Annotated in this window: 17 protein-coding genes and 1 pseudogene; 13 read left to right on the top strand and 5 right to left on the bottom strand. The window is 65.0% G+C overall.

What is annotated here, in order from left to right; translation table 11 throughout:
• Window positions 1-17: 17 nt before the first annotated feature.
• Genes RHO23_RS09585 through RHO23_RS09575 form a run of 3 tightly spaced genes read left to right on the top strand, consistent with a single transcriptional unit; the run spans window position 18 to window position 4,565 of the window.
• Window positions 18-2,621, top strand: coding sequence for a circularly permuted type 2 ATP-grasp protein (locus RHO23_RS09585; protein ID WP_423489201.1), 2,604 nt, complete (start codon window positions 18-20; stop codon window positions 2,619-2,621).
• Complete coding sequence (locus RHO23_RS09580) at window positions 2,618-3,547, top strand: transglutaminase family protein (protein WP_423488980.1); 930 nt, start codon at window positions 2,618-2,620, stop codon at window positions 3,545-3,547. The genes RHO23_RS09585 and RHO23_RS09580 overlap by 4 nt, the downstream gene beginning before the upstream one ends.
• Window positions 3,540-4,565: a zinc-binding metallopeptidase family protein gene (locus tag RHO23_RS09575; protein WP_423488979.1), complete on the top strand. Its 1,026-nt coding sequence runs from the start codon at window positions 3,540-3,542 to the stop codon at window positions 4,563-4,565. The genes RHO23_RS09580 and RHO23_RS09575 overlap by 8 nt, the downstream gene beginning before the upstream one ends.
• Here RHO23_RS09575 and RHO23_RS09570 read toward each other — a convergent pair whose 3' ends face one another.
• The 3 genes from RHO23_RS09570 to RHO23_RS09560 are packed head-to-tail and all read right to left on the bottom strand — an operon-like array spanning window position 4,566 to window position 6,707.
• A complete protein-coding gene (locus RHO23_RS09570) occupies window positions 4,566-4,814 on the bottom strand; it encodes a F0F1 ATP synthase subunit C (protein ID WP_046253928.1) in 249 nt (82 codons plus the stop codon). It lies immediately after the preceding gene.
• Window positions 4,804-6,087, bottom strand: a complete 1,284-nt coding sequence (locus RHO23_RS09565; RefSeq protein ID WP_423488978.1) for a glycosyltransferase — start codon at window positions 6,085-6,087, stop codon at window positions 4,804-4,806. The genes RHO23_RS09570 and RHO23_RS09565 overlap by 11 nt, the downstream gene beginning before the upstream one ends.
• Complete coding sequence (locus RHO23_RS09560) at window positions 6,084-6,707, bottom strand: TetR/AcrR family transcriptional regulator (protein ID WP_070941092.1); 624 nt, start codon at window positions 6,705-6,707, stop codon at window positions 6,084-6,086. Before RHO23_RS09560 ends, RHO23_RS09565 begins: the two co-directional genes overlap by 4 nt.
• Before the next feature lie 138 nt (window positions 6,708-6,845).
• Here RHO23_RS09560 and RHO23_RS09555 point away from each other — a divergent pair, with 138 nt between their 5' ends.
• Together RHO23_RS09555 and RHO23_RS09550 are read left to right on the top strand one after the other, a co-directional pair.
• The gene (locus RHO23_RS09555) at window positions 6,846-7,994 is read left to right on the top strand and encodes a kinase (protein ID WP_070941091.1); all 1,149 of its coding nucleotides are present in this window, start codon (window positions 6,846-6,848) and stop codon (window positions 7,992-7,994) included.
• Window positions 7,995-8,371: 377 nt separating this feature from the next.
• Window positions 8,372-8,608: a hypothetical protein gene (locus RHO23_RS09550; protein ID WP_423488977.1), complete on the top strand. Its 237-nt coding sequence runs from the start codon at window positions 8,372-8,374 to the stop codon at window positions 8,606-8,608.
• 17 nt (window positions 8,609-8,625) lie between these two features.
• Here RHO23_RS09550 and RHO23_RS09545 read toward each other — a convergent pair whose 3' ends face one another.
• Complete coding sequence (locus RHO23_RS09545) at window positions 8,626-9,732, bottom strand: hypothetical protein (protein ID WP_423488976.1); 1,107 nt, start codon at window positions 9,730-9,732, stop codon at window positions 8,626-8,628.
• A gap of 180 nt (window positions 9,733-9,912) precedes the next feature.
• On the opposite strand from RHO23_RS09545, the gene RHO23_RS09540 reads away from it, so the two are divergent.
• The 8 genes and pseudogenes from RHO23_RS09540 to RHO23_RS09505 all read left to right on the top strand — a co-directional run bounded on the left by RHO23_RS09540 (window position 9,913) and on the right by RHO23_RS09505 (window position 19,232).
• Window positions 9,913-10,755, top strand: a complete 843-nt coding sequence (locus RHO23_RS09540) for a DUF3097 domain-containing protein (protein WP_057965975.1) — start codon at window positions 9,913-9,915, stop codon at window positions 10,753-10,755.
• Between the two features lie 31 nt (window positions 10,756-10,786).
• Window positions 10,787-12,142, top strand: coding sequence for a replication-associated recombination protein A (locus RHO23_RS09535; protein ID WP_423488975.1), 1,356 nt, complete (start codon window positions 10,787-10,789; stop codon window positions 12,140-12,142).
• A 78-nt stretch (window positions 12,143-12,220) separates the two neighbouring features.
• Window positions 12,221-12,546 (top strand): annotated as a pseudogene (locus RHO23_RS09530) (hypothetical protein).
• A 195-nt stretch (window positions 12,547-12,741) separates the two neighbouring features.
• Window positions 12,742-15,429, top strand: coding sequence for an alanine--tRNA ligase (gene alaS, locus RHO23_RS09525; protein WP_423488974.1), 2,688 nt, complete (start codon window positions 12,742-12,744; stop codon window positions 15,427-15,429).
• A gap of 5 nt (window positions 15,430-15,434) precedes the next feature.
• Entirely contained in the window at window positions 15,435-15,935 is a 501-nt protein-coding gene (gene ruvX, locus RHO23_RS09520) for a Holliday junction resolvase RuvX (RefSeq protein WP_070941087.1), read from the top strand.
• Window positions 15,932-17,218, top strand: coding sequence for an endolytic transglycosylase MltG (gene mltG, locus RHO23_RS09515; protein WP_030093571.1), 1,287 nt, complete (start codon window positions 15,932-15,934; stop codon window positions 17,216-17,218). Before ruvX ends, mltG begins: the two co-directional genes overlap by 4 nt.
• A gap of 18 nt (window positions 17,219-17,236) precedes the next feature.
• Entirely contained in the window at window positions 17,237-18,055 is an 819-nt protein-coding gene (locus RHO23_RS09510; RefSeq protein ID WP_423488973.1) for a shikimate dehydrogenase, read from the top strand.
• 163 nt (window positions 18,056-18,218) lie between these two features.
• On the top strand, window positions 18,219-19,232 hold the full coding sequence (locus RHO23_RS09505) for an AurF N-oxygenase family protein (protein WP_030093569.1): 1,014 nt from the start codon (window positions 18,219-18,221) through the stop codon (window positions 19,230-19,232).
• Here RHO23_RS09505 and RHO23_RS09500 read toward each other — a convergent pair.
• A complete protein-coding gene (locus RHO23_RS09500; RefSeq protein ID WP_030093568.1) occupies window positions 19,215-19,934 on the bottom strand; it encodes a TetR/AcrR family transcriptional regulator in 720 nt (239 codons plus the stop codon). The two genes, RHO23_RS09505 and RHO23_RS09500, sit on opposite strands and share 18 nt — an antisense overlap.
• Window positions 19,935-19,942: the final 8 nt, after the last annotated feature.

Below are 19,942 nucleotides of genomic sequence, written 5' to 3'. Positions count from 1 at the left end.
CGTTGACCGATAACCCGCTGATCGCGCAGTACCGCAGCGCGCGCGCCCAGGGAGCACTGTTCGAGGTCGGCCGGCGGGGCAGTCAGGCTGGGTACGACGAGTTCCTGGCGCCCGACGGGAACGTCCGCCCGGCGTGGACCGACTTGGCCGACGCCATCGCGCAACGCGGCCGTCCCGGTTTGGACCGTCTGCTGGATCGCGTCCGCACTCTGATCGACAGCGACGGCATCACCTACATGGATCCCCGGCGCGTCGCGGGATCTGCGTCCGGGCCCGATGCGCCCACCCATCCGGTGCCGTGGCGTCTGGATGGGCTCCCGCTATTACTCGACCCCGCTGACTGGAACGTGTTGGAGGTTGGTCTCACCCAGCGGGCCACGCTGCTGGACGCCGTTCTCAGCGACCTGTACGGGCCTCAGGAACTGATCAGGTCCGGCGCGTTGCCACCGCAGCTGCTCTTCGCCCATCCCGGTTATGTGCGGGCCGCCCACGGCATCGCCCTGCCCGGTAGACATCAGCTCTTTCTGCTCGGATGCGATATCGGCCGCACGAGCGTTGGCGACTTCCGGGTGAACGCCGACTGGACACAGGCGCCCTCGGGTGCCGGGTATGCGATGGCGGATCGCCGCGTGGTCGCGCACGCCGCTCCCGATCTCTACGAGAAGGTCGCGCCAAGGCCGACCTCATCATTCGCGCAGGCGCTGCGCCTGGCGCTCATCGATGTCGCCCCCGAATCGGTCGAGGATCCGACGGTGGTCGTGCTCAGCCCAGGCATCCACTCCGAGACATCATTCGACCAGGCCTACCTCGCGTCGGTACTGGGTTTTCCGCTGGTGGAGTCCGCGGATCTGGTGGTACGCGACGGCAAGCTCTGGATGAGATCGCTGGGCACCCTGCGCCGCGTGGATGTGGTGCTACGCCGTGTCGACGCCGGCTACTCGGACCCGCTGGACTTGCGGGCAGACTCGCGTCTGGGGGTTGTTGGCCTGGTCGAGGTGCTGCGCCGGGGTGCGGTCACCGTCGTCAACTCGCTGGGCAGCGGGATCCTGGAGAACCCGGGCCTGGCCCGTTTCCTGCCGGAGTTGTCGTATCGCCTGCTTGAGGAGCCGCTCGCGTTGCCGGGCGTCCAGACCTGGTGGGGCGGCATCGATGCGGAGCGTTCGCACCTGCTCGCGAACCTGGGCACGCTGTTGGTCAAATCGACAGTGTCGGACGAGGTCTATACCGGACCGTTGCAGTCCTCGGAGACACTGGAGACATTGCGGGCACGCATCGAGGCGGCACCCTGGCGCTGGGTCGGTCAGGAACTTCCCGAACTGTCGGTGGCCCCCACCTATCTGCGGCCGGGCGCCCTCACCGCGGCACCGATCGGCATGCGGCTGTTCACCGTCGCGCAGCGCGGCGGGTATGCGCCGATGATCGGTGGTCTCGGTTATGTCGCTGCTTCCGGGTACTCGGGATCGACACTCAACAGCCTTGCCGCCAAAGATATCTGGGTCCAGCAGCCGGATCGCGATCAGACCGAGCGGGCACTGACCGTCGCGCCGCTGGATCTGCCCGCCGGGCGATTGGCGGGCGCCGACGCGGTCAGCTCGCCGCGCGTGTTGTCGGATCTGTTCTGGCTCGGGCGATACGGAGAGCGTGCCGAGAATCTCGTTCGGCTGTTGTCTGTTACCCGGGAACGGTTCCACGAGTATCGGTATCGGCAGTTCATGGAGGCCAGTGAATGCGTCCCGGTGCTGCTGAAGGCGCTCGGTGACATCACCGGCACCGACACCGGATCCGAAGATCTGGGAACCCAACTGTGGTCACTGACGGTGGACAAGGAGCGGGTCGGTTCCCTGGCCCAATCGGTGGAGCGCCTCGGCCTGGCCGCCCGCGCGGTTCGCGACCAGATGTCCAACGACACCTGGATGGTGCTCGGTGGCATGGACCGGGCCATCGCCGCGGCGGCGGCCGAGTACGACGACAGCACGCGTTCGGGAGGCAACTCCACTCGCGCCGATGACACAGTGCTCGCCGCCACCCAAACGCAAGTATTGGCAGGGCTTCTCGCGCTATCAGGCCTGGCGGCGGAGTCGACAGTTCACGACATCGGCTGGACGATCATGGATATCGGCAAGCGCATCGAGCGTGGCCTCGGCCTGACGGCGCTGTTGCGTTCCACGCTGACGGCGGTCCGCGGCCGCGCGGCCGAGCAGTCGGTCACTGAATCCACGCTGGTGGCTTGCGAGTCCTCGGTGATGTACCGCCGCCGCACCCGCGGCAAGATCAGCCTGGAGGCGGTGGCCGACCTGCTGCTGTTCGATGCTGTGAACCCGAGATCGCTTCTGTATCAGGTGGAATCGCTGCGCACCGACCTCAAGTCACTGCCGAGCGCCTCGGGGACCTCGCGTCCCGAGCGGCTGGTGGAGGATCTGGTGACGCAGTTGCGGCGGATTGATCCGGCCGATCTGGATGCCGCCGGTGAGGATGGGCAGCGCGATACGCTTGCCGAAACTCTCGACAACGTGCATCAGGCATTGCGCGAGTTGTCCACCGTGGTCACGAGGACACACTTGTCCATGCCGACCGGAATGCAGCCATTGTGGGGACCCGACACGACGCGGAGGTTGCCGTGACCGACGGTCTTGGCCCAAGCGGCTCAGCGGTCACCCGGTATCAGGTGACGCATCGCACCCTGTACCAATACTCCGACGACGTCACAAGCTCCTATGGCCGTGGCTATCTCACGCCACGTGACACCGATTGGCAGCGTTGCGAATCAAACGAGCTGATCGTCGAGCCGGAGCCCTCGGACAGTTCCACCGGTAGAGACCTCTATGGGAACCTCAGTTCGTACTTCCACGTCACCACGCCACACCGTGAGCTGAGCGTGACGGCCCGCTCCATCGTCGACGTCAGTGCCCCGTCAACACCCGGCGCGGGGTGGGATCAGGCATGGGAGCTGGCCCGTCCGGCCTATGCGGAATCGTCGGGGGCGGGAGCGCTGGCCACCGAGTTCGTGCTGGATTTGGTGCCTCCGGAGATTACCGACGACGTAGAGGCCTACGCCGCAGTGAGTTTCACAGCAGGACGGCCGCTCGGGGAGGCCGTCGTGGATCTGATGGGCCGGATCTATCGCGATTTCCAGTACCGGTCGGGATCGACCACCATTTCCACCAAGGTCAGCGAGGTGCTAGCCGCGGGGGAAGGCGTCTGTCAGGATTTTGCGCGCATGGCGGTCACGGCGCTGCGCACGCAGGGGCTCGCGGCACGTTACGTCTCCGGCTATCTGGCGACGAATCCGCCGCCGGGGCAGCCCCGCCTCGTCGGTGCGGACGCCACCCATGCCTGGGCGGCGGTGTGGGTTCCGCCCGACGGATGGGTCGCGTTCGACCCGACGAATGACACCGTCGCCGACGAGCGATACGTCACCGTGGCGTGGGGTCGCGACTACGCCGATGTACCGCCGCTGCGCGGCATCATCTACACCGACTCCGAAAGCAGCACGATCAAAGTGTCGGTGGACGTCGCACCGTGTGAGGAGAGCCCCGCGCATGCGTGACTTCATCTGCCCGCAGTGTGGTCAGCACCTGGCATTCGAAAATTCGGTGTGCCTGTCCTGTGGCAGTCACGTCGGGTTTTCACTCCAGGACAAGGCGCTGTTGGTGATCGCCAACGACGACGGACCCGGGTTCGTCGACTCCGATGATCACCGCCTGTGTGCGAACCTTCATGTGGCCGAATGCAATTGGCTGGTGTACGGCACGGCGTCGGGCACGTTATGCGCATCCTGTGAGCTCACACGCACCCGGCCCAATGACTCTGACAGCACGGCCCTGCCTGCGTTCGCGGAGGCGGAGAAGGCTAAACGCCGGCTCATCGCCGAACTCGCAGAGCTGCGGCTACCGGTGACGGGGCGTGATGTCGATACCGAGTTCGGGCTGGCCTTCGATCTGCTCTCCAGCGAGCAGGAACCGGTAATGACGGGACATCACAACGGGTTGATCACCCTGGATCTCGCCGAGGGTGATGACGTGCATCGCGAGCAGCTTCGCATCTCCATGGATGAGCCGTATCGCACCCTGCTCGGACATTTCCGTCACGAGATCGGGCATTACTTCTACTACCGGCTCGTCGGGGTTTCTGCGGACTATGTCGAGAGATTCCGTGCACTGTTCGGTGATGCGGATGCCGACTACCAGGCCGCATTGGATCGCCACTATCAGCAAGGCGTGCCCGAGGGGTGGGAGGCCAATTTTGTCTCCTCCTATGCCACCATGCATCCCGCCGAGGACTGGGCGGAGACCTTCGCGCACTACCTGCATATCCGCGACACATTGGACACCGCAGCTTCCTTCGCGCTGGCGCCGGCGGGCGGCACCTTCGATCGCCGGGTTCTGGGTCCCAGCGGATTCGACACCATCATCGAGATGTGGCTGCCGCTGGCGTGGTCGCTCAACATGGTCAACCGCTCCATGGGGCGCGATGACCTGTACCCCTTCGTGCTGCCCGGTCCGGTGCTGGAGAAGATGCGGCTGATCCACGAGATTGTCGTGGCGGCGGGGGATGTTGCCGCCTAACTACCCGCCAGGGGTGGCAAATACGAAGAGTGCCATGAACGCCACGTTGATGAAAAAGGTGGCTTCCACGAGGCTCACGGTAATGAAAAATGGTGTAAACAAACGGTTCTGAGATTCCGGCTGGCGCGCCACCCCGGCAATGAGCTGTGCACCAGCCATGCCGTCACCGATACCGGCGCCGATCGCGCCGCCGGCGAGCGTTATCGCTCCGGCCAGTAGTGCGTTGCCCATGAGTAGATCAGTAGCCATGATGTGCACCTTTCATCGTTGTGGCGTCCAACATCGCAGCGATGATCTTCACCGCTGACCCGATACCGTCCTCATCGTTAATCAGTCGCGAGAGGCGTTGGGCTTCTTGGCGATACCGTGATTCAGTGATCGCTTGTGTAATTGATGCCGACAGCTCCTCGGCCCGAAGCGACACGCGCGGTAGCGCACTGGTGGCTGCACCGGCTTGAGACAGGCGGGCGGCCCAGAAGGGTTGGTCCATGATGCCGGGCACGGGAACTGAGGGGACACCGGCGCGCAGCGCAGCCGCGGCCGTACCGGCGCCACAGTGGTGGACGACAGCGGCCATCCGCGGAAACAGCCAGGAGTGCGGAACATCGTCGATGGTGAGGACGTCATCGCTCAGACCGGCAAGTCCGGCCCATCCGCGTTGCACGACCGCTCGGACTCCAGCGGTATGTGTCGCGGTGGCAATGATCTCCGAGAGTTTGGGCCCCCGGGACGTGGCAGTACTGCCGAAACCGAAAAACACGGGTGCGTGTCCGTTCTTCAGGAATTCGTCCAGCTCTGTTGGCGGTAGCCAGGTTTCGTCAGGGGCGGGCCACCAGTAGCCGGTTTGGTGCCAGTGCGCGCGCCAATCACGGGGACGAGTGACGACATGCCGGCTATATCCGTGCACGATGGGCCAGCTGTTGGCGCGGGCCCCGTGATATCGACGCAGCGACGCCGGGGCCAGTCCGAGGTGGCGGCGCAAATCGTTGATGAGTGGGGTGTAGATCCGTTCACCCGACTGGGCAAGACGCCATATCAACCGATTGCCGTACCCACCGAACGAGCGGATGGTGAGCGGTGGGGGTGCAAATTCGGCAGTGGGGCAAGCTGGTTGGAGTGCGAGCCCCGCACTGGGTATGCCCAGGGCCTCGGCGACGTGATACCCGAGCAGGGTGCCCACGGGGCCCCCTGCCAACAGGAGATCGGCGTCGTGTGCGGTGCTGGCCATCGCCTCGCCGACGCCCACAAGTCCGGCGCGCATCTCGGCGAGAGCTGCACCCGAGGGGCGCATCCGGGCGCCGTCCACGAGTGCCTGACCATGTTGGGAGTCCCGCGTTGCTGTCTCGGTATCGCCAGGCAATGGTCGAAATTCCAGGCCGGAGGCGCGCACCAGCTGTGCGTAGGGATGTTGCGCGGCGATGACCACATGCGCAGACAGGCTGTCGCGCAGCCGAGTTCCCAGCCCGGTCAGCGGTGCGACATCTCCGCGGGTGCCATACGCGGAGATCACGATCGTCGTCATCGCGCTGCACCGACGGCCTTGGTGAACATGTCGACCAGTTGCTCCCCGTATCCGATCGCGTCGTAGTTCGCGTCGCGGCCCAACTCCCATACGGCGCCATCCAACGCGGCTCGTAAGGCGTTCTTCATGAACCGGGGTGATACCTGCTGGAACTCGCCGGTCGCGATGCCGTCGACGAAGATCGCCTCGGGGTCCATGGCGGCGAACTCGGCAGGTGGCGCTGTGCCGGACGCGGCCTGGTCGAACCGGAGGCCCTCGGCGCTGCGATAACCGGTGATGATCTCCAATAGGGCTATCGCGGCCACTCGATTGCTCACGATGAACGCGATGTTGGCTCTGATGTAGGCGGCGAGGCGTGCGGTCGCGGTGGACTCTGCGTGTACGGCAGGCACGATTGTGGTGGCCGCCCGGGTGAAGACCTCAACCATGACGGATTCGATGACCTCGGTTTTCGATGTGAAGTGGTAGAGCACCGCGCTCTTGGCCACCCCCACGTGTTCGGCGATTTTCGCCAGCGATGTCTGCGGATAGCCGGCACCGGCGAGCACTTCGATGGCCCCGGCCACTATCTGTGCTCGTCGGGCCCGTTCTGTGAACGTCAACGTCTCTTCAGACCGCATGGTCTTAAATTAGACCGATCGGTCAGAACGTGCAAGGGCGATACCCGCCGCGTTGATCGGCAAATGCGTGGAGGTGAATACCGGGAGGAATGTGTGCCGCCCCACAGTCTTATAAAGACGAGGTAAGGTGAGGCGGTAATGACGACACTATTGGCAGACCCCGTCGCGCAGGTTATCGCCACAGCCGAGGAGTTGCTCTCCAAGCGCGCGGGGGCAACCGTCACGTTGGCTGAACCCGAGGATCTCGGTGGCAGCGGGCCTGCGATCGTCCTTCGGGTCCGCGCGGTGCAGAACCCTTTCGCGTTGCCCAAGTCGATGGTGATCAAGCAGGTCCCCGAAGGCGGATCCGAGGCCGCCGTGCTCCGCGAGGTTGTGTCGTATCAGTTCGCAAACTCCTTGACGGCCAAGCATCGGCCCGGCCCCGAGCTGGTTGCCTACTCGATTGCCGAACGGCTCATCGTGCTTACCGATCTGGGTTCTGCGCCGACCATGTCAGAGCTGTTGGCAGAGCGTAATCGTGCCGCGATCAACCATGCGCTGATGGCGTGGGCGCAAGCCCTGGGGCGGATGCACGTAGCCACCGTGGGGCGTGAAGGCGACTTTGCTGCGCTGCTCAGGCGCATCGATGTGAAGAAGACCGATGTCGACCCGTCGCAGCAGCGCATCGGCGGGGCGGAAACCATCGACCCACTGCAGCAGATCCTCAGAAGCGAGTACGCCCTCGAAGTGTCGCCTGCACTGATTTCTCGTTTACAGCAAACAGCTGAGCTTTTCGGAAAGGGCGGCGTTCGCGCCTTCAGCCCCTCTGAGGTCGCCCCCGACAATATCCTCGTCACCGAGCACGGTGTCCGGATTCTTGACTACGAATGGGGCGGATTCCGCGACATCGTGCTGGACATCGCCCACGCACTCACCGTCTACCCGGAGTTTCTCGGTGCCGCCGAGCGTGAGGAAGTCGCCGAGCTCGATGATGCGATGACCGAAGCCTGGCGCTCCGATGTGGTGTCGATCGCCCCCGGGCTGGCCGACGACGAGACGCTTGCGCGGCGCGTCCTGGATGCGCGACTGATGTGGGTGTGGCTCGCCACGCACGAGTACTTCACCATCGACGTCGATCTCGACGACGACACTGTGGCCTTCGGGAATCCTGCGCCCAGCCATGCCGCGCTGCTGGGGCGATGGGTAGCGCTACATGCGGCCGCTGAGCGTGTGGGCGACCCCGTTGTCGCCGGTCATGCCACCGACGTCATCGCGGCGCTGCGCGGCGAATCTCTCATGGAGGACTGAGTTCTCAGGGCCTCTGTATGGAGGTAGCGGATATGCCATGTCTTGCTGGGTGAGTCGAGGATTGTTATTTTCTGCGGATGCATAGTCGGCGGGGTTTAGGCATATCCCATTTTGGCGTGCTTGCGCGCCGGTCGAGAAACGCAGAAATCAAAACCGCTGTCGATGGAGTGTTCGCTGTTGCGCCGGCAGGCACATCCTCGCTGATGACGCTCGTCGAGACGTGGGGCCTGCAGCGCGGCAGACCAATTGCGATCGAGGACGGGCGGTTGCCGGTCGGGGTTTTTGGGCAGTGGTTATCTTTCCCGGACCGGGACGTGCTGAGGGTTCGATCAGAGGAGTTGTCGCGAGAGCGGACTATTGCTCATGAACTCGGTCATATGGTCCTAGGTCACCGTGGGCAGGCGATCACCGAGTACGCGACAGCGCACATGGAGGCTGCCTCGATAGATCTGGTGGCCTTCATGCTGCAGCGCTCGTGTGACGAAACCCGCGCGTGGCCCGATGAGGAAATCGATGCCGAACGTTTCGCGGGTCTGGTTTTACGCCGTCTGGAACGAGCGGGTGCGGCCGGGGAGCCCTCGTCTCGGCGTCGCATTGACGACATATTCTGCTGAATGGTTCTGGCGCTTGGCTATTGAACTGGGTGCCTCGGCATAAATGCATCGGCGAGGGCCTGGATCCACTCGGTGTTCGTCAGCTGTGGTGGCGCGTGAAGCCATACGGTGCTCATGCCTAATGGCGATTGTCCATGGATCCAATCAATAACTGCCTGAATATGTTTCGTGCGATTTTCAGGTGGTGAAGAAGCTTCACGTGGCAGATCGCGGTACTGCGCGAGTAGGCTTAGTCCATCCTGAATTTGGCCAATCCATTCCGGTGGCACCGCCGTTAGGCCTACCCGGAACTGCCGCGGCGGAGCCAGCCCGGGGAACAGTTCGATCAATGCTTCACGTAAGGGCTGAAGTCGGCGCAGCGTGTGACGCACCTGGCGGCGTAGCGCCGTGGGGGGCCATGTCAAGGCCGAAATGGCAAGTACCGCACCTGCCGTGATGGCGCTCGTCTGCACGGTTAGCCCACACCATGCCGGAGGTGAATATCCATTCCACTGGAAAAGCTCGGCGCAGATTCCGCGAGTTACGACCGCAATCGCGACCGCACCGCCGGCCGCTCCAAGCAAGCCCAGGCCTTGGCCGGCGGGCGTGTGGTCCATCCGTCGCATCGCGAGCAGGGCTAGATGGGCTAACACTGCCGCGGCAAAGATGTGGCCGATAAGGGTGGCTGCTAAGAGGCTGAGTGAGTCGCGGCGGGGCTCAGTCAGGTAGGTGAAGAAGTCACTCCCTCCCGGTGTTGATACCGTCGAAACGGTCAACGCTGCAACGGCTACGAACGTAATCGTCGCTCCCGCAACGAGTCTCTGGATCTTCTTGCGACGAATCGAGCGATCGGCCTGACCGCATGCCTCAACCACAAGCACCCAGGCGCTTGCCGACGCCACGACACCGATCCCTCCCGCAGCGTGAAAGGCCTGTGCTTCCGGAGATAACGCCGCCCATATTGGCTCGATATCGCACAGCGCCCACGGCCATATGGACACTGCAAAAATTGCACTTGCCGCTAATGCAAGCGATGGTCTACCTGTCCACCATCGCCACCCGCGGTACAGAACAGCTGGTGCGGCAAAGGCAAGGACCAGAAGCTCCACCGCTTGGCAGTGATCCCAGAACCAACGCGCAGCCATCTCGTGCACTATGAATCAGCAAATGAAGAATGTCCACCGAAAGTTGCCTTTGAACGGTGTACACCGCACGACTTGCTGGTGCTCTCCGCCGCACCCAGACCCATGCGGTTACGGTCACGGTCTAATCACGCGGGCGCGTCGTAACGCGCTGGGATCTCGACGCATTCCTACGATCGCCGGGTGGCTGATCGCTATGGCACTGACATCTTGTCCAACAACCCGCACGCTCCGCGGCGTCCGCAATCCACCGAGGTCGCGGCGATAAAAGGCTTGGTCGTGGAGGATGCCCAGACGGGTTTTGTGGGCGCGGTGGTGCGCATCGAGTACGGCCGGATGGACTTGGAGGACCGGCACGGGCGTGTTCGCGGCTTCCCGGTAGGTCCCGGATATCTGATCGACGGTAAGCCGGTGATTCTCAAGGAGCCGTTGCGGCACACCCCCACCAAGGCGACCCGGAGCGCGTCGGGATCGGTTGCGGTTCACGGGCTCAAGGCGCGAACGGCGTTGGCCAGCCGGATCTACGTCGAGGGTCGTCACGACGCCGAGCTCGTCGAACAGGTGTGGGGCCATGACTTGCGCGTTGAAGGTGTGGTCGTCGAATACCTGGGCGGGGTGGATGACTTGGCCGCCATCGTGAAGGAATTCCAGCCGGGGCCGGGCCGTCGACTCGGCGTTCTGGTCGACCACCTCGTGAAGGGGTCGAAGGAGTCACGTATCGCCGAAACGGTGCAAAAGGGTCCCTATGGCGAGCACACCCTGGTGGTGGGGCATCCGTTCGTCGACATCTGGCAGGCGGTCAAGCCCGCGCGGATCGGACTGCATGCCTGGCCCAGCGTGCCGCGGGACATCGAGTGGAAACACGGCATCTGCCAGGCGCTTGGCTGGCCGCACGGCAGCCAGACCGAGATCGCCGAGGCCTGGCGGCGGATCCGCGGCAAGGTGCGCACCTGGACCGACCTGGAGCCGGCCCTGATCGGCCGTGTTGAGGAGCTGATCGATTTCGTGACCCAACCGGCGGGCTGAACCCGTCGGCCCGACGTGGTAAGCCTGAGACGTGTCAGACAGCCTGTTCGACGTGCCCGGGGGCGCTTTCGAGTCGGCCCCGGCGGATGCCGGGGTGCCGCCCAACGCGCCCCTGGCTGTCCGGATGCGTCCCGCCACGCTCGATGAAGTGGTGGGGCAGGGGCACCTGCTCAAACAGGGTTCGCCGTTGCGCCGCCTTGTCGACGGCTCGGGTGCGGCCTCGGTCATCCTGTACGGACCTCCGGGCACGGGGAAAACCACTCTCGCATCCTTGATTTCGGGTGCCACCGGGCGCCGGTTCGGGGCGTTGTCCGCCTTGTCCGCCGGCGTCAAAGAGGTGCGGGCCGTCATCGATGATGCACGCCGCGCGGCCGTCCACGGCCGCCAGACGGTGCTCTTCATCGACGAGGTGCACCGGTTCTCCAAGACGCAACAAGACGCTCTGCTTGCGGCCGTGGAGAACCGGGTGGTGCTGTTGGTGGCCGCTACCACCGAGAATCCCTCCTTTTTCGTGGTGGCACCGCTGCTGTCGCGCTCGCTGATCCTTCAGCTGCAGCCATTGGGCGACAACGATATTCGGGAAGTGCTTACGCGTGCGATCGCCGATGAACGTGGGCTCGGCGGCGTGGTGGCCGTCGATCCCGAGGCGCTGAGCCTGCTGGCGCAACTCGCCGCGGGTGACGCACGACGCGCGCTGACTGCGCTGGAGGTCGCCGCGGAGACCGCGGGAGGAGCGGGCGGCACCGTGACCGTCGAGGTGGTGGAGCAGTCGGTGGACCGCGCTGCCGTGCGCTACGACCGCGACGGCGATCAGCATTACGACGTGGTGAGTGCCTTCATCAAATCCATCCGCGGGTCAGACGTGGATGCCGCGCTGCACTATCTGGCGCGGATGCTGATCGCGGGGGAGGACCCACGCTTCATCGCCCGGCGACTGATGATCCTGGCCAGCGAGGACGTCGGGATGGCCGATCCCACCGCATTGCCGGTGGCGGTGGCGGCGGCCCAGACGGTCCAGCTGATCGGGATGCCGGAGGCGCAGCTGACGCTGACTCACGCCACCATTCACCTCGCAACCGCGCCCAAGTCGGGTGCGGTGCCCGCGGCATTGGGGGCGGCGATGGGTGACATTCGCGCGGGCAAGGCCGGGCTGGTGCCGCCTCATCTGCGTGACGGCCATTACAGCGGGGCGGCCAAACTCGGCAACGCCGTCGGCTACGTGTACCCGCATAACGACCGCGACGGGGTGGTGGCACAGCAGTATCCGCCCGATGAGTTGGTCGGCACCGATTACTACCAGCCCACCGATCACGGCACCGAGCGTGACATCGGATCGCGGCTGGACAAGTTGCGCGCCATCATCCGGCGTGGGCTGAAAAGGCCCTGAGTTCTGATCGAGTGTGCGGATTCTGTCGGTTCTGGCCAGAAAACCGACACAAATCGCACACTCGGCATACTGAATGGCATGGCGTTACGTATGCGTGTGGCCGCGGGCGGACTACTGGCGTCGCTCGCTGTGATGGCAGCGCCCGCCGTGGCGTGTGGGCAGACCCGGAACCCGAACCGGGCCCCGAGCCAATCCTCGAAGATCCAGGCCCGCCGCTACCCGCACCGGTTGATCCGTGGGTGGAGCAGTACGGCCGCGACGTGGGCGCGGGTGCCGCCGGTAATGCCGCCGAGGCAGGAGCCGGCATCCTGTTGAGCCCGTTCCTGGGACCGTTCACCGGGCTGGCAACCGCGCCGATCGGCGGAGCCGTCGACAGCTCGATCCGCGACGCTCCGTACGGCTAGAGCCGGACCGCGATTGCTGTGAGGCAAGCCGGAGCCCGTCTGTCCATGTGGAGGGACTGTTCGCGGTTAGCTCGGTGAATTGTGACGGAGCAGATACCTGGTGGCGGGCCCTGGTGACCTTGGCGTATACCGGCGGTAGGTGGACACACCGGTAGGGTGGTCCGGTCAGATTCCCCAGCTACACGCAAGGACGACATGCAGACACACGAGATCCGGAAGCGATTCCTGGACCACTTCGTGAAGGCCGGTCACACCGAGGTACCGAGCGCTTCGGTGATCCTCGACGACCCCAACCTGCTGTTCGTCAACGCCGGCATGGTCCAGTTCGTGCCGTTCTTCCTGGGGCAGCGCACGCCGCCGTACAACACGGCCACCAGTGTCCAGAAGTGCATTCGCACCCCGGACATCGATGAGGTGGGCATCACCACCCGGCACAACACGTTCTTCCAGATGGCCGGGAACTTCTCCTTCGGCGACTACTTCAAGAGCGAGGCGATCCGGCTTGCCTGGACGCTGTTGACCAACCCGCTGTCCGAAGGTGGTTACGGCTTCGACCCAGAGAGGCTGTGGGCCACCGTCTATCTCGACGACGACGAGGCCATCGGGCTGTGGCAGGACATCGCCGGGCTGCCGCTGGACCGGATCCAGCGCCGCGGCATGGCCGACAACTACTGGTCCATGGGCATCCCCGGTCCCTGCGGTCCGTGCTCGGAGATCTACTACGACCGCGGCCCCGAGTACGGCATCGAAGGCGGCCCGGAGGCCAACGAGGACCGCTACATCGAGATCTGGAATCTCGTGTTCATGCAGAACGAGCGCGGCGAGGGGACCTCCAAGACCGACTTCGAGATACTCGGCCCGCTGCCGCGCCAGAACATCGACACCGGCATGGGTGTCGAGCGCATCGCGTGTCTGCTGCAGGGTGTCGACAACGTCTACGAGACCGACCTGGTGCGCCCGGTCATCGACTGTGTGGCAGCGGTTGCCCCGCGCGGGTACGGGCAGGGCAGTCATGAGGACGACGTGCGCTACCGCGTCATCGGCGACCACGCCCGCACAGCGGCGATCATCATCGGCGACGGGGTCAGCCCCGGCAACGAGGGCCGCGGCTATGTGCTGCGCCGCCTGCTGCGCCGGATCATCCGCTCCACCAAGTTGCTTGGCGTCGAAAAGCCCATGATGGGCGAGCTGATGGCCGTGGTGCGTGACGAGATGGGCCCCTCGTACCCCGAGCTGGTGACCGACTTCGAACGCATCAGCAGAATCGCCGTTGCCGAGGAGACCGCGTTCAACCGGACCCTGGCCTCCGGTTCGAAGCTGTTCGAGGATGCCGCGGACAAGACGAAAACGGCAGGAAAAAGCACGCTTTCGGGTAGCGACGCGTTCACCCTGCACGACACCTACGGATTCCCCATCGAGCTCACCCTGGAAATGGCGGCCGAGGCCGGGCTTTCGGTGGACGAGAGCGGCTTCCGTGAGCTGATGAACGAGCAGCGGCAGCGTGCCAAGGCCGACGCCGCCGCACGCAAGCATGCCCACGCAGACCTGACGGCATACCGCGAACTCGTGGACGCGGGACCCACGGAATTCACCGGGTTCGACGAATTAGATTCGCAGGCCACGATTCTGGGCATCTTTGTCGACGGCGCCCGGGTGCCGGTCGCCTCGGCGGGCGCCGAGGCGGAAATCGTGTTGGACCGCACCCCGCTCTACGCGGAATCGGGTGGCCAGATCGCCGACGTCGGATCCATTCGCGGCGACGGGACGAACGCAACATCGCAGGCGAAGGTCTCCGATGTTCAGAAGATCGCCAAAACCCTGTTCGTGCACAAGGTCACGGTGGAATCCGGTGAGTTCGTCGAGGGTGATCAGGTGGTGGCCTCGGTGGATCCGCAGTGGCGTCACGGCGCCACTCAGGGCCACTCGGGCACGCACATGGTGCACGCCGCGCTGCGGCAAGTACTGGGGCCCAATGCCGTTCAGGCGGGCTCGCTGAACCGGCCCGGATACCTGCGTTTCGACTTCAGCTGGCAGGGAGCGCTCTCGGAGGCGCAGCGGCAAGAGGTCGAGGATGTCGCCAACAAGGCGGTCGAGGCCAACTACCCCGTCAACACCTTCATCACCGATCTGGACAAGGCCAAGGCCATGGGCGCGATGGCGCTGTTCGGTGAGAACTACGGGGACAACGTGCGCGTTGTCGACATCGGCGGTCCGTTCTCGCTCGAATTGTGTGGTGGCACGCACGTGGCCAACTCCTCCCAGATCGGACCCGTGACGCTGCTGGGAGAGTCTTCGGTGGGCTCGGGTGTGCGCCGGGTGGAGGCCTATGTCGGCCTGGACGCGTTCCGGTACCTCTCAAAGGAACGTGCCTTGATGGCTGCGCTGTCCTCAAGCCTGAAGGTGCCCTCCGAGGAGGTTCCCGGCCGGGTCGCCACTTTGGTGGAGCGCCTGAAGGTGGCCGAAAAGGAGCTGGAGCAAACACGTTTGGCCTCGGTGAAGGCCTCCATCTCGACATTGGTGGACAACGCGGAACGCCTGAGCACGTCGGCCGGCACCGTCACCGTGGTGGCGCACCGGCTGCCCGACGGCACCGGCGCCGGTGACCTGCGCAGCCTGATCGGAGACATTCGGGGCCGGCTCGGCAGTGACCCCGCGGTGGTCGCGCTGATCGCGGCGGGCGAGGGCTCGGTGCCCTTCGTGGTGTCGGTCAACCAGGCCGCTCAAGATGCGGGGCTGCGTGCCAACGATCTCGTGGGTGCCATCGGATCGGCCGTGGACGGTCGAGGCGGCGGTAAGTCCGACACGGCACAGGGTTCCGGTAAGGACCCCTCCGGCATTGACGCGGCACTGCGGTCGCTGCGTGAACAGATCCGCCAGGCCTGAACCGAGTGCCCGATAGCGAAGCTCCTGCCCCTGATCGTCCAGGCCCGGATGATCCGGGCCGAGGCCGTCGTCTCGGCGTGGATGTAGGCACCGTCAGAATCGGGGTCGCATCGTGCGACCCCGACGGAATTCTTGCCACCCCGGTCGAAACGGTCGCGCGGGATAACAAGGAAGACAGTGATTTTCGCCGAATCGTGGAATTGGTCGAGGAGCTGAGCGTGGTAGAGGTCGTTGTCGGCCTGCCACGTAACCTGCGCGAAGGTACGGGGGCCTCGGCGCGCGATGCCGCCGCGTTCGCCCGCGAGCTGAGTGAGCGAATCGCGCCCGTGCCGGTGCGCTTAGTAGACGAGCGTTTCACTACTACTACCGCCCAGCGTTCCCTGCGTGAGGCAGGAGTACGGTCTCGTCAGCAGCGCGGCATCATCGACCAGGCGGCAGCGGTGGCCATTCTGCAGGATTGGCTTGAGCAGCGTCGCCGGTGCGGCAGTGAAGGGGGCACGCGTTGAGCGACTGGCGCGATTGGGACGATCGCCAGGAGCCCGACGACGACTGGGGAGGCGGTCGCCGGGCCGTCCCGGTGGCCGTGGGTCCGCGTCCTCGCGAGACCCGTCGCGAACGGGCGCGCCGTAGGGCTGCGGCGCGGCGTCGCCGTAACGCCGGACTGGCGGGTCTCGCGCTGGTTGTCATCATCACCGTCGCTGCCGTTGTCGGCGGAGCCAAGCTGTGGGACAGCCTCTTCGGTGCCGACGCCCCCGTCACCGACTACTCGGGCTCCGGGGTCAAGGACTTCGTGTTCGAGGTGCATCGCGGCGACACCACCAAGGTCATCGGACAGCGGCTGAAGGACGAGGGAGTGGTGGCCACCCCGAGTGCGTTCACCGATGCCGCGCAAGGCAATCAGGCCATCGCCGCGATCCAGCCCGGCTTCTACAAGCTGCGCACCAAGATTCCCGGCAAGGATGCCGTCGCGCGTCTGGCCGAACAAGACAACCGTGTCGGTCTGCTCGTCATCCCGGAGGGCCGTCAGCTCGATGACGTCTCCGCGGTGGCCAATGGTGCGGTTACCGAGGGCATCTTCACCCTCATCGCGCGTGCTTCGTGCGTGGAGCTGGATGGCGACAAGCATTGCGTGGCCGCTTCGGACTTGCGGCAGGCCGCCACGACGGCATCGCAGGCCGAGCTGTCGGTCCCGCAGTGGGCGTCCAACGGAGTCAACGCCGTCCGTGACGACCACCGCCGCATCGAGGGGCTGATCGCCGCTGGGCGGTGGGACTTCGACCCGATGGCCGAGCCGGAGCAGATTCTGGCCTCCCTCATCCGCGAGAGCAGCGACCAGTACCAGCAGCTGGGGTTACTGCAGGCCGATGCGGCCGGATTGTCGCCCTATGAAGTGCTGGTGGTGGCCTCGCTGCTGCAGCGGGAGGCCAAACCCCGTGACTTCGCGAAGGTGGCGCGGGTGGTCTACAACCGGCTTGCCAAGCATCAGAAGCTGGAATTCGACTCCACGGTGAACTACCCGTTGGACCGCCAGGAAGTCGCGACCACCGATGACGACCGCGAACGCAAGACACTCTGGAATACCTATGTGTCGCAGGGACTCCCGGCTACCCCGATCTCTTCGCCGAGCCCGGAGGCACTTCAGGCGGCCGAGCATCCGGAGCCGGGGGACTGGCTGTACTTCGTCACGATCGACGCCGAGGGCACCACGTTGTTCACCGCCGACTACAACGAGCATTTGGCCAACATCGAGCTGGCTAAGAAGAACGGCATTCTGGACAGTGCGCGATGAGCCTCCCGGGCGTAGAGCATGAGCGCGGCTGAGGTTCGCCGCGCCGCGGTGCTCGGCTCACCGATAGGGCATTCACGCTCACCCGATCTACACCTGGCCGCCTATCGCGCGCTGGGGCTCACGGGCTGGACGTACGAACGCATCGAGTGCACGGCTGAGCAGCTGCCCGATGTGGTGGGCGGTGCCGGGCCCGATTGGGTGGGTTTCTCGGTGACGATGCCCGGCAAGTTCGCCGCCTTGGAATCGGCGTCGAGCTGCACCGAACGTGCGCGGCTGATCGGTGCCGCCAACACCCTGGTGCGTACCGATGACGGTTGGCATGCCGACAATACCGACGTCGATGGCGTATCCGGAGCGCTGCGCGGTGCGGGAATCGAACCCGCGGAGCGTGCGGCGGTGATCGTCGGCGCCGGCGGTACCGCGCGGCCGGCCATTGTGGCGCTGGCGGCAATGGGTATCACGTCCCTGACGGTGGTGGCCCGGAATGCGAGCCGGGCGCACGGAGCTCTGGAGCTGGCGCAGCGAGTGGGCCTGCGGGCCTCGGTGATTGGTTTCGGGGACGCCGCGCTGTCCTCGGTGTGCGCATCGTCCGGCGTGCTGGTGAGCACCGTGCCCGCGGACGCGGCGGCACCCTATTCGGATTCCCTGGCGGCGGCTCCGGCGATTCTCGACGTTATCTATCACCCCTGGCCCACCGAGCTGGCGGTTAAGGCACACGATCGGGGATCGGCGGTCGTCGGCGGTTTGGAGATGCTGCTCAACCAGGCGTTCACCCAGGTAGAGCTGTTCACCGGGCAGCCCGCACCACGTGCGGCGATGGCCTCCGCCCTGCGCTGAGCACCCGATAACCCGGCGTTGGCGGCCGCTGGCCACCGGGCAGATTCAGCCTCACGAGTAGAGGCGACCTGCGCGAATCAAATTTATGGGACTTTTGGTCCCACCAGATGTTGCATGGGATGCCGCGTCCCAGTAAATTGGTAGGTAATTCGAGGAGGAAGCAATGCCGCTTTACACCGTCCCCGGGCCGAGCGATTTCGACGCGGAGTACCTGCAGACCCTGCACACGCTGTCCGAAGGCTCGGTGCGTCTGCACTTCGATCCCTTCACGGACATCGACTGGGATGCGCCCGATTACCAGATCGACCGCAACGACCCCCGCTGGGTGCTGAACCCCGAGCTGGACACCCTCGGCGCCACCCAGTGGTACCGGGATCTGCCCCTCGACCGTCAGATCGAGATCGGCCGCTGGCGGCTGGCCAACAGCGTCAAGGTCGGACTCGCCTTCGAGAGCATCCTGATCCGCGGCATGATGCAGTACCTCATGAAGCTGCCGAACGGCTCGCCGGAGTTCCGCTACTGCCTCCACGAGATGACCGAGGAGTGCAACCACATCCAGATGTTCCAGGAACTCGTCAACCGCATCGGTGACGACGTTCCGGGCATGCGCAAGTGGTTCCGCAGGCTCTCGCCGATTATCGGCGTAGCGGGTGGCTGGGCGCACGTGGTGCTCTTCATCGGCATCCTCGGCGGCGAAGAGCCCATCGACCACTACCAGAAGTCGTTGATCCGCAAGGACGTCGACCTGCCTCCCGCCGTCCGGCGAACGATGGAAATCCATGTGGCCGAAGAGGCGCGGCACATCTCCTTCGCCGGTGAGTTCCTGCGCGTACATATGCCGCTGATGAGTGCGCGTAAGCGCGCACTGTGCACCCTGCTGTTCCCGGTCGTCATGAAGCTGCTGGCGAACGAGATCATGATTCCGCCACGGAGCTTCGCCGCCGAGTTCGGCATCCCGCGTGAGGTTTTCAAGCAGGCCTTCTGGCGCAGCGAGCACGCGCGTCACACGCTTGCCGAGTACTTCGGAGACATGCGCAAGCTGACCGAAGACATCGGAATGCGGCCGTGGTGGGTGCGCCCCTTGTGGAAGGTGCTGCACATCGACGGCCGTCCGTCGCGGTACCGCAGTGAGCCCGACCGCTCGCCCGCGGGCACGCCGCTAGCGGTTGGCGCCTGACAGTTCGGCGATAGCCGCCATCAGCTCGGTCTGCGGGTCCAGCGACACGCCCATCGAACGCCCGGCCCCGTCCAGTACGTACCAGACGTAGTTCGCCAGATCCTCGACGATCTCGGTGCGGCTGCGCACGGGGTCGGTTTCCCGCAACCACCGGGAGAGGGTTCCCTCGACCATCGTCACCACCGCGTAAGTGACTGATTCGAAGGGGCTGTAGTCGATTCCGAGTAACTCGGTGATCGGGATCAGGACTCCCCGGACACGCTGCTCCATGCGCACCTTGACCGTACTGACCGCATCGACGGCGGGATCCTCGTCGGTGGTGCCGGAGCCCATGAACTCATAGCGATGGGGGTAATCGGTCATCCAATCCAGTACCGCCCGAATGGTTCTGGTGGCAATGTCGTTGATGGAACCTCTGGTGACATCGAGCTGCGACGAGATTGTCGTATCGAAGTCCTCCATCAGATACGAACGAATGCGCCGATCGAGGTCCTCGCGTCCCTCGAACTGCCGGTACACCACAGACTTGGCCAGCTCGGCCCGCTTGGCGATCGACTGCACGGGAATCTCGGTGCCGGGCGGCGTTTCATCGAGCAGCGCGACGGCAGACTCCACGATGCGGGTCTGGCGGGCGGAGTTGTGCCGTTCCCAACGTGCCTCATGCCCAGTGAGTGAGCGTTCCTTGGCATTGGTATCCGGCACCGCCCGAT

The sequence above is a fragment of the Mycobacteroides sp. PCS013 genome (genome assembly GCF_049532645.1).
GTDB classification, from domain to species: domain Bacteria; phylum Actinomycetota; class Actinomycetes; order Mycobacteriales; family Mycobacteriaceae; genus Mycobacterium; species Mycobacterium gwanakae.
This window is presented reverse-complemented; position numbering and strand designations above follow the sequence as displayed.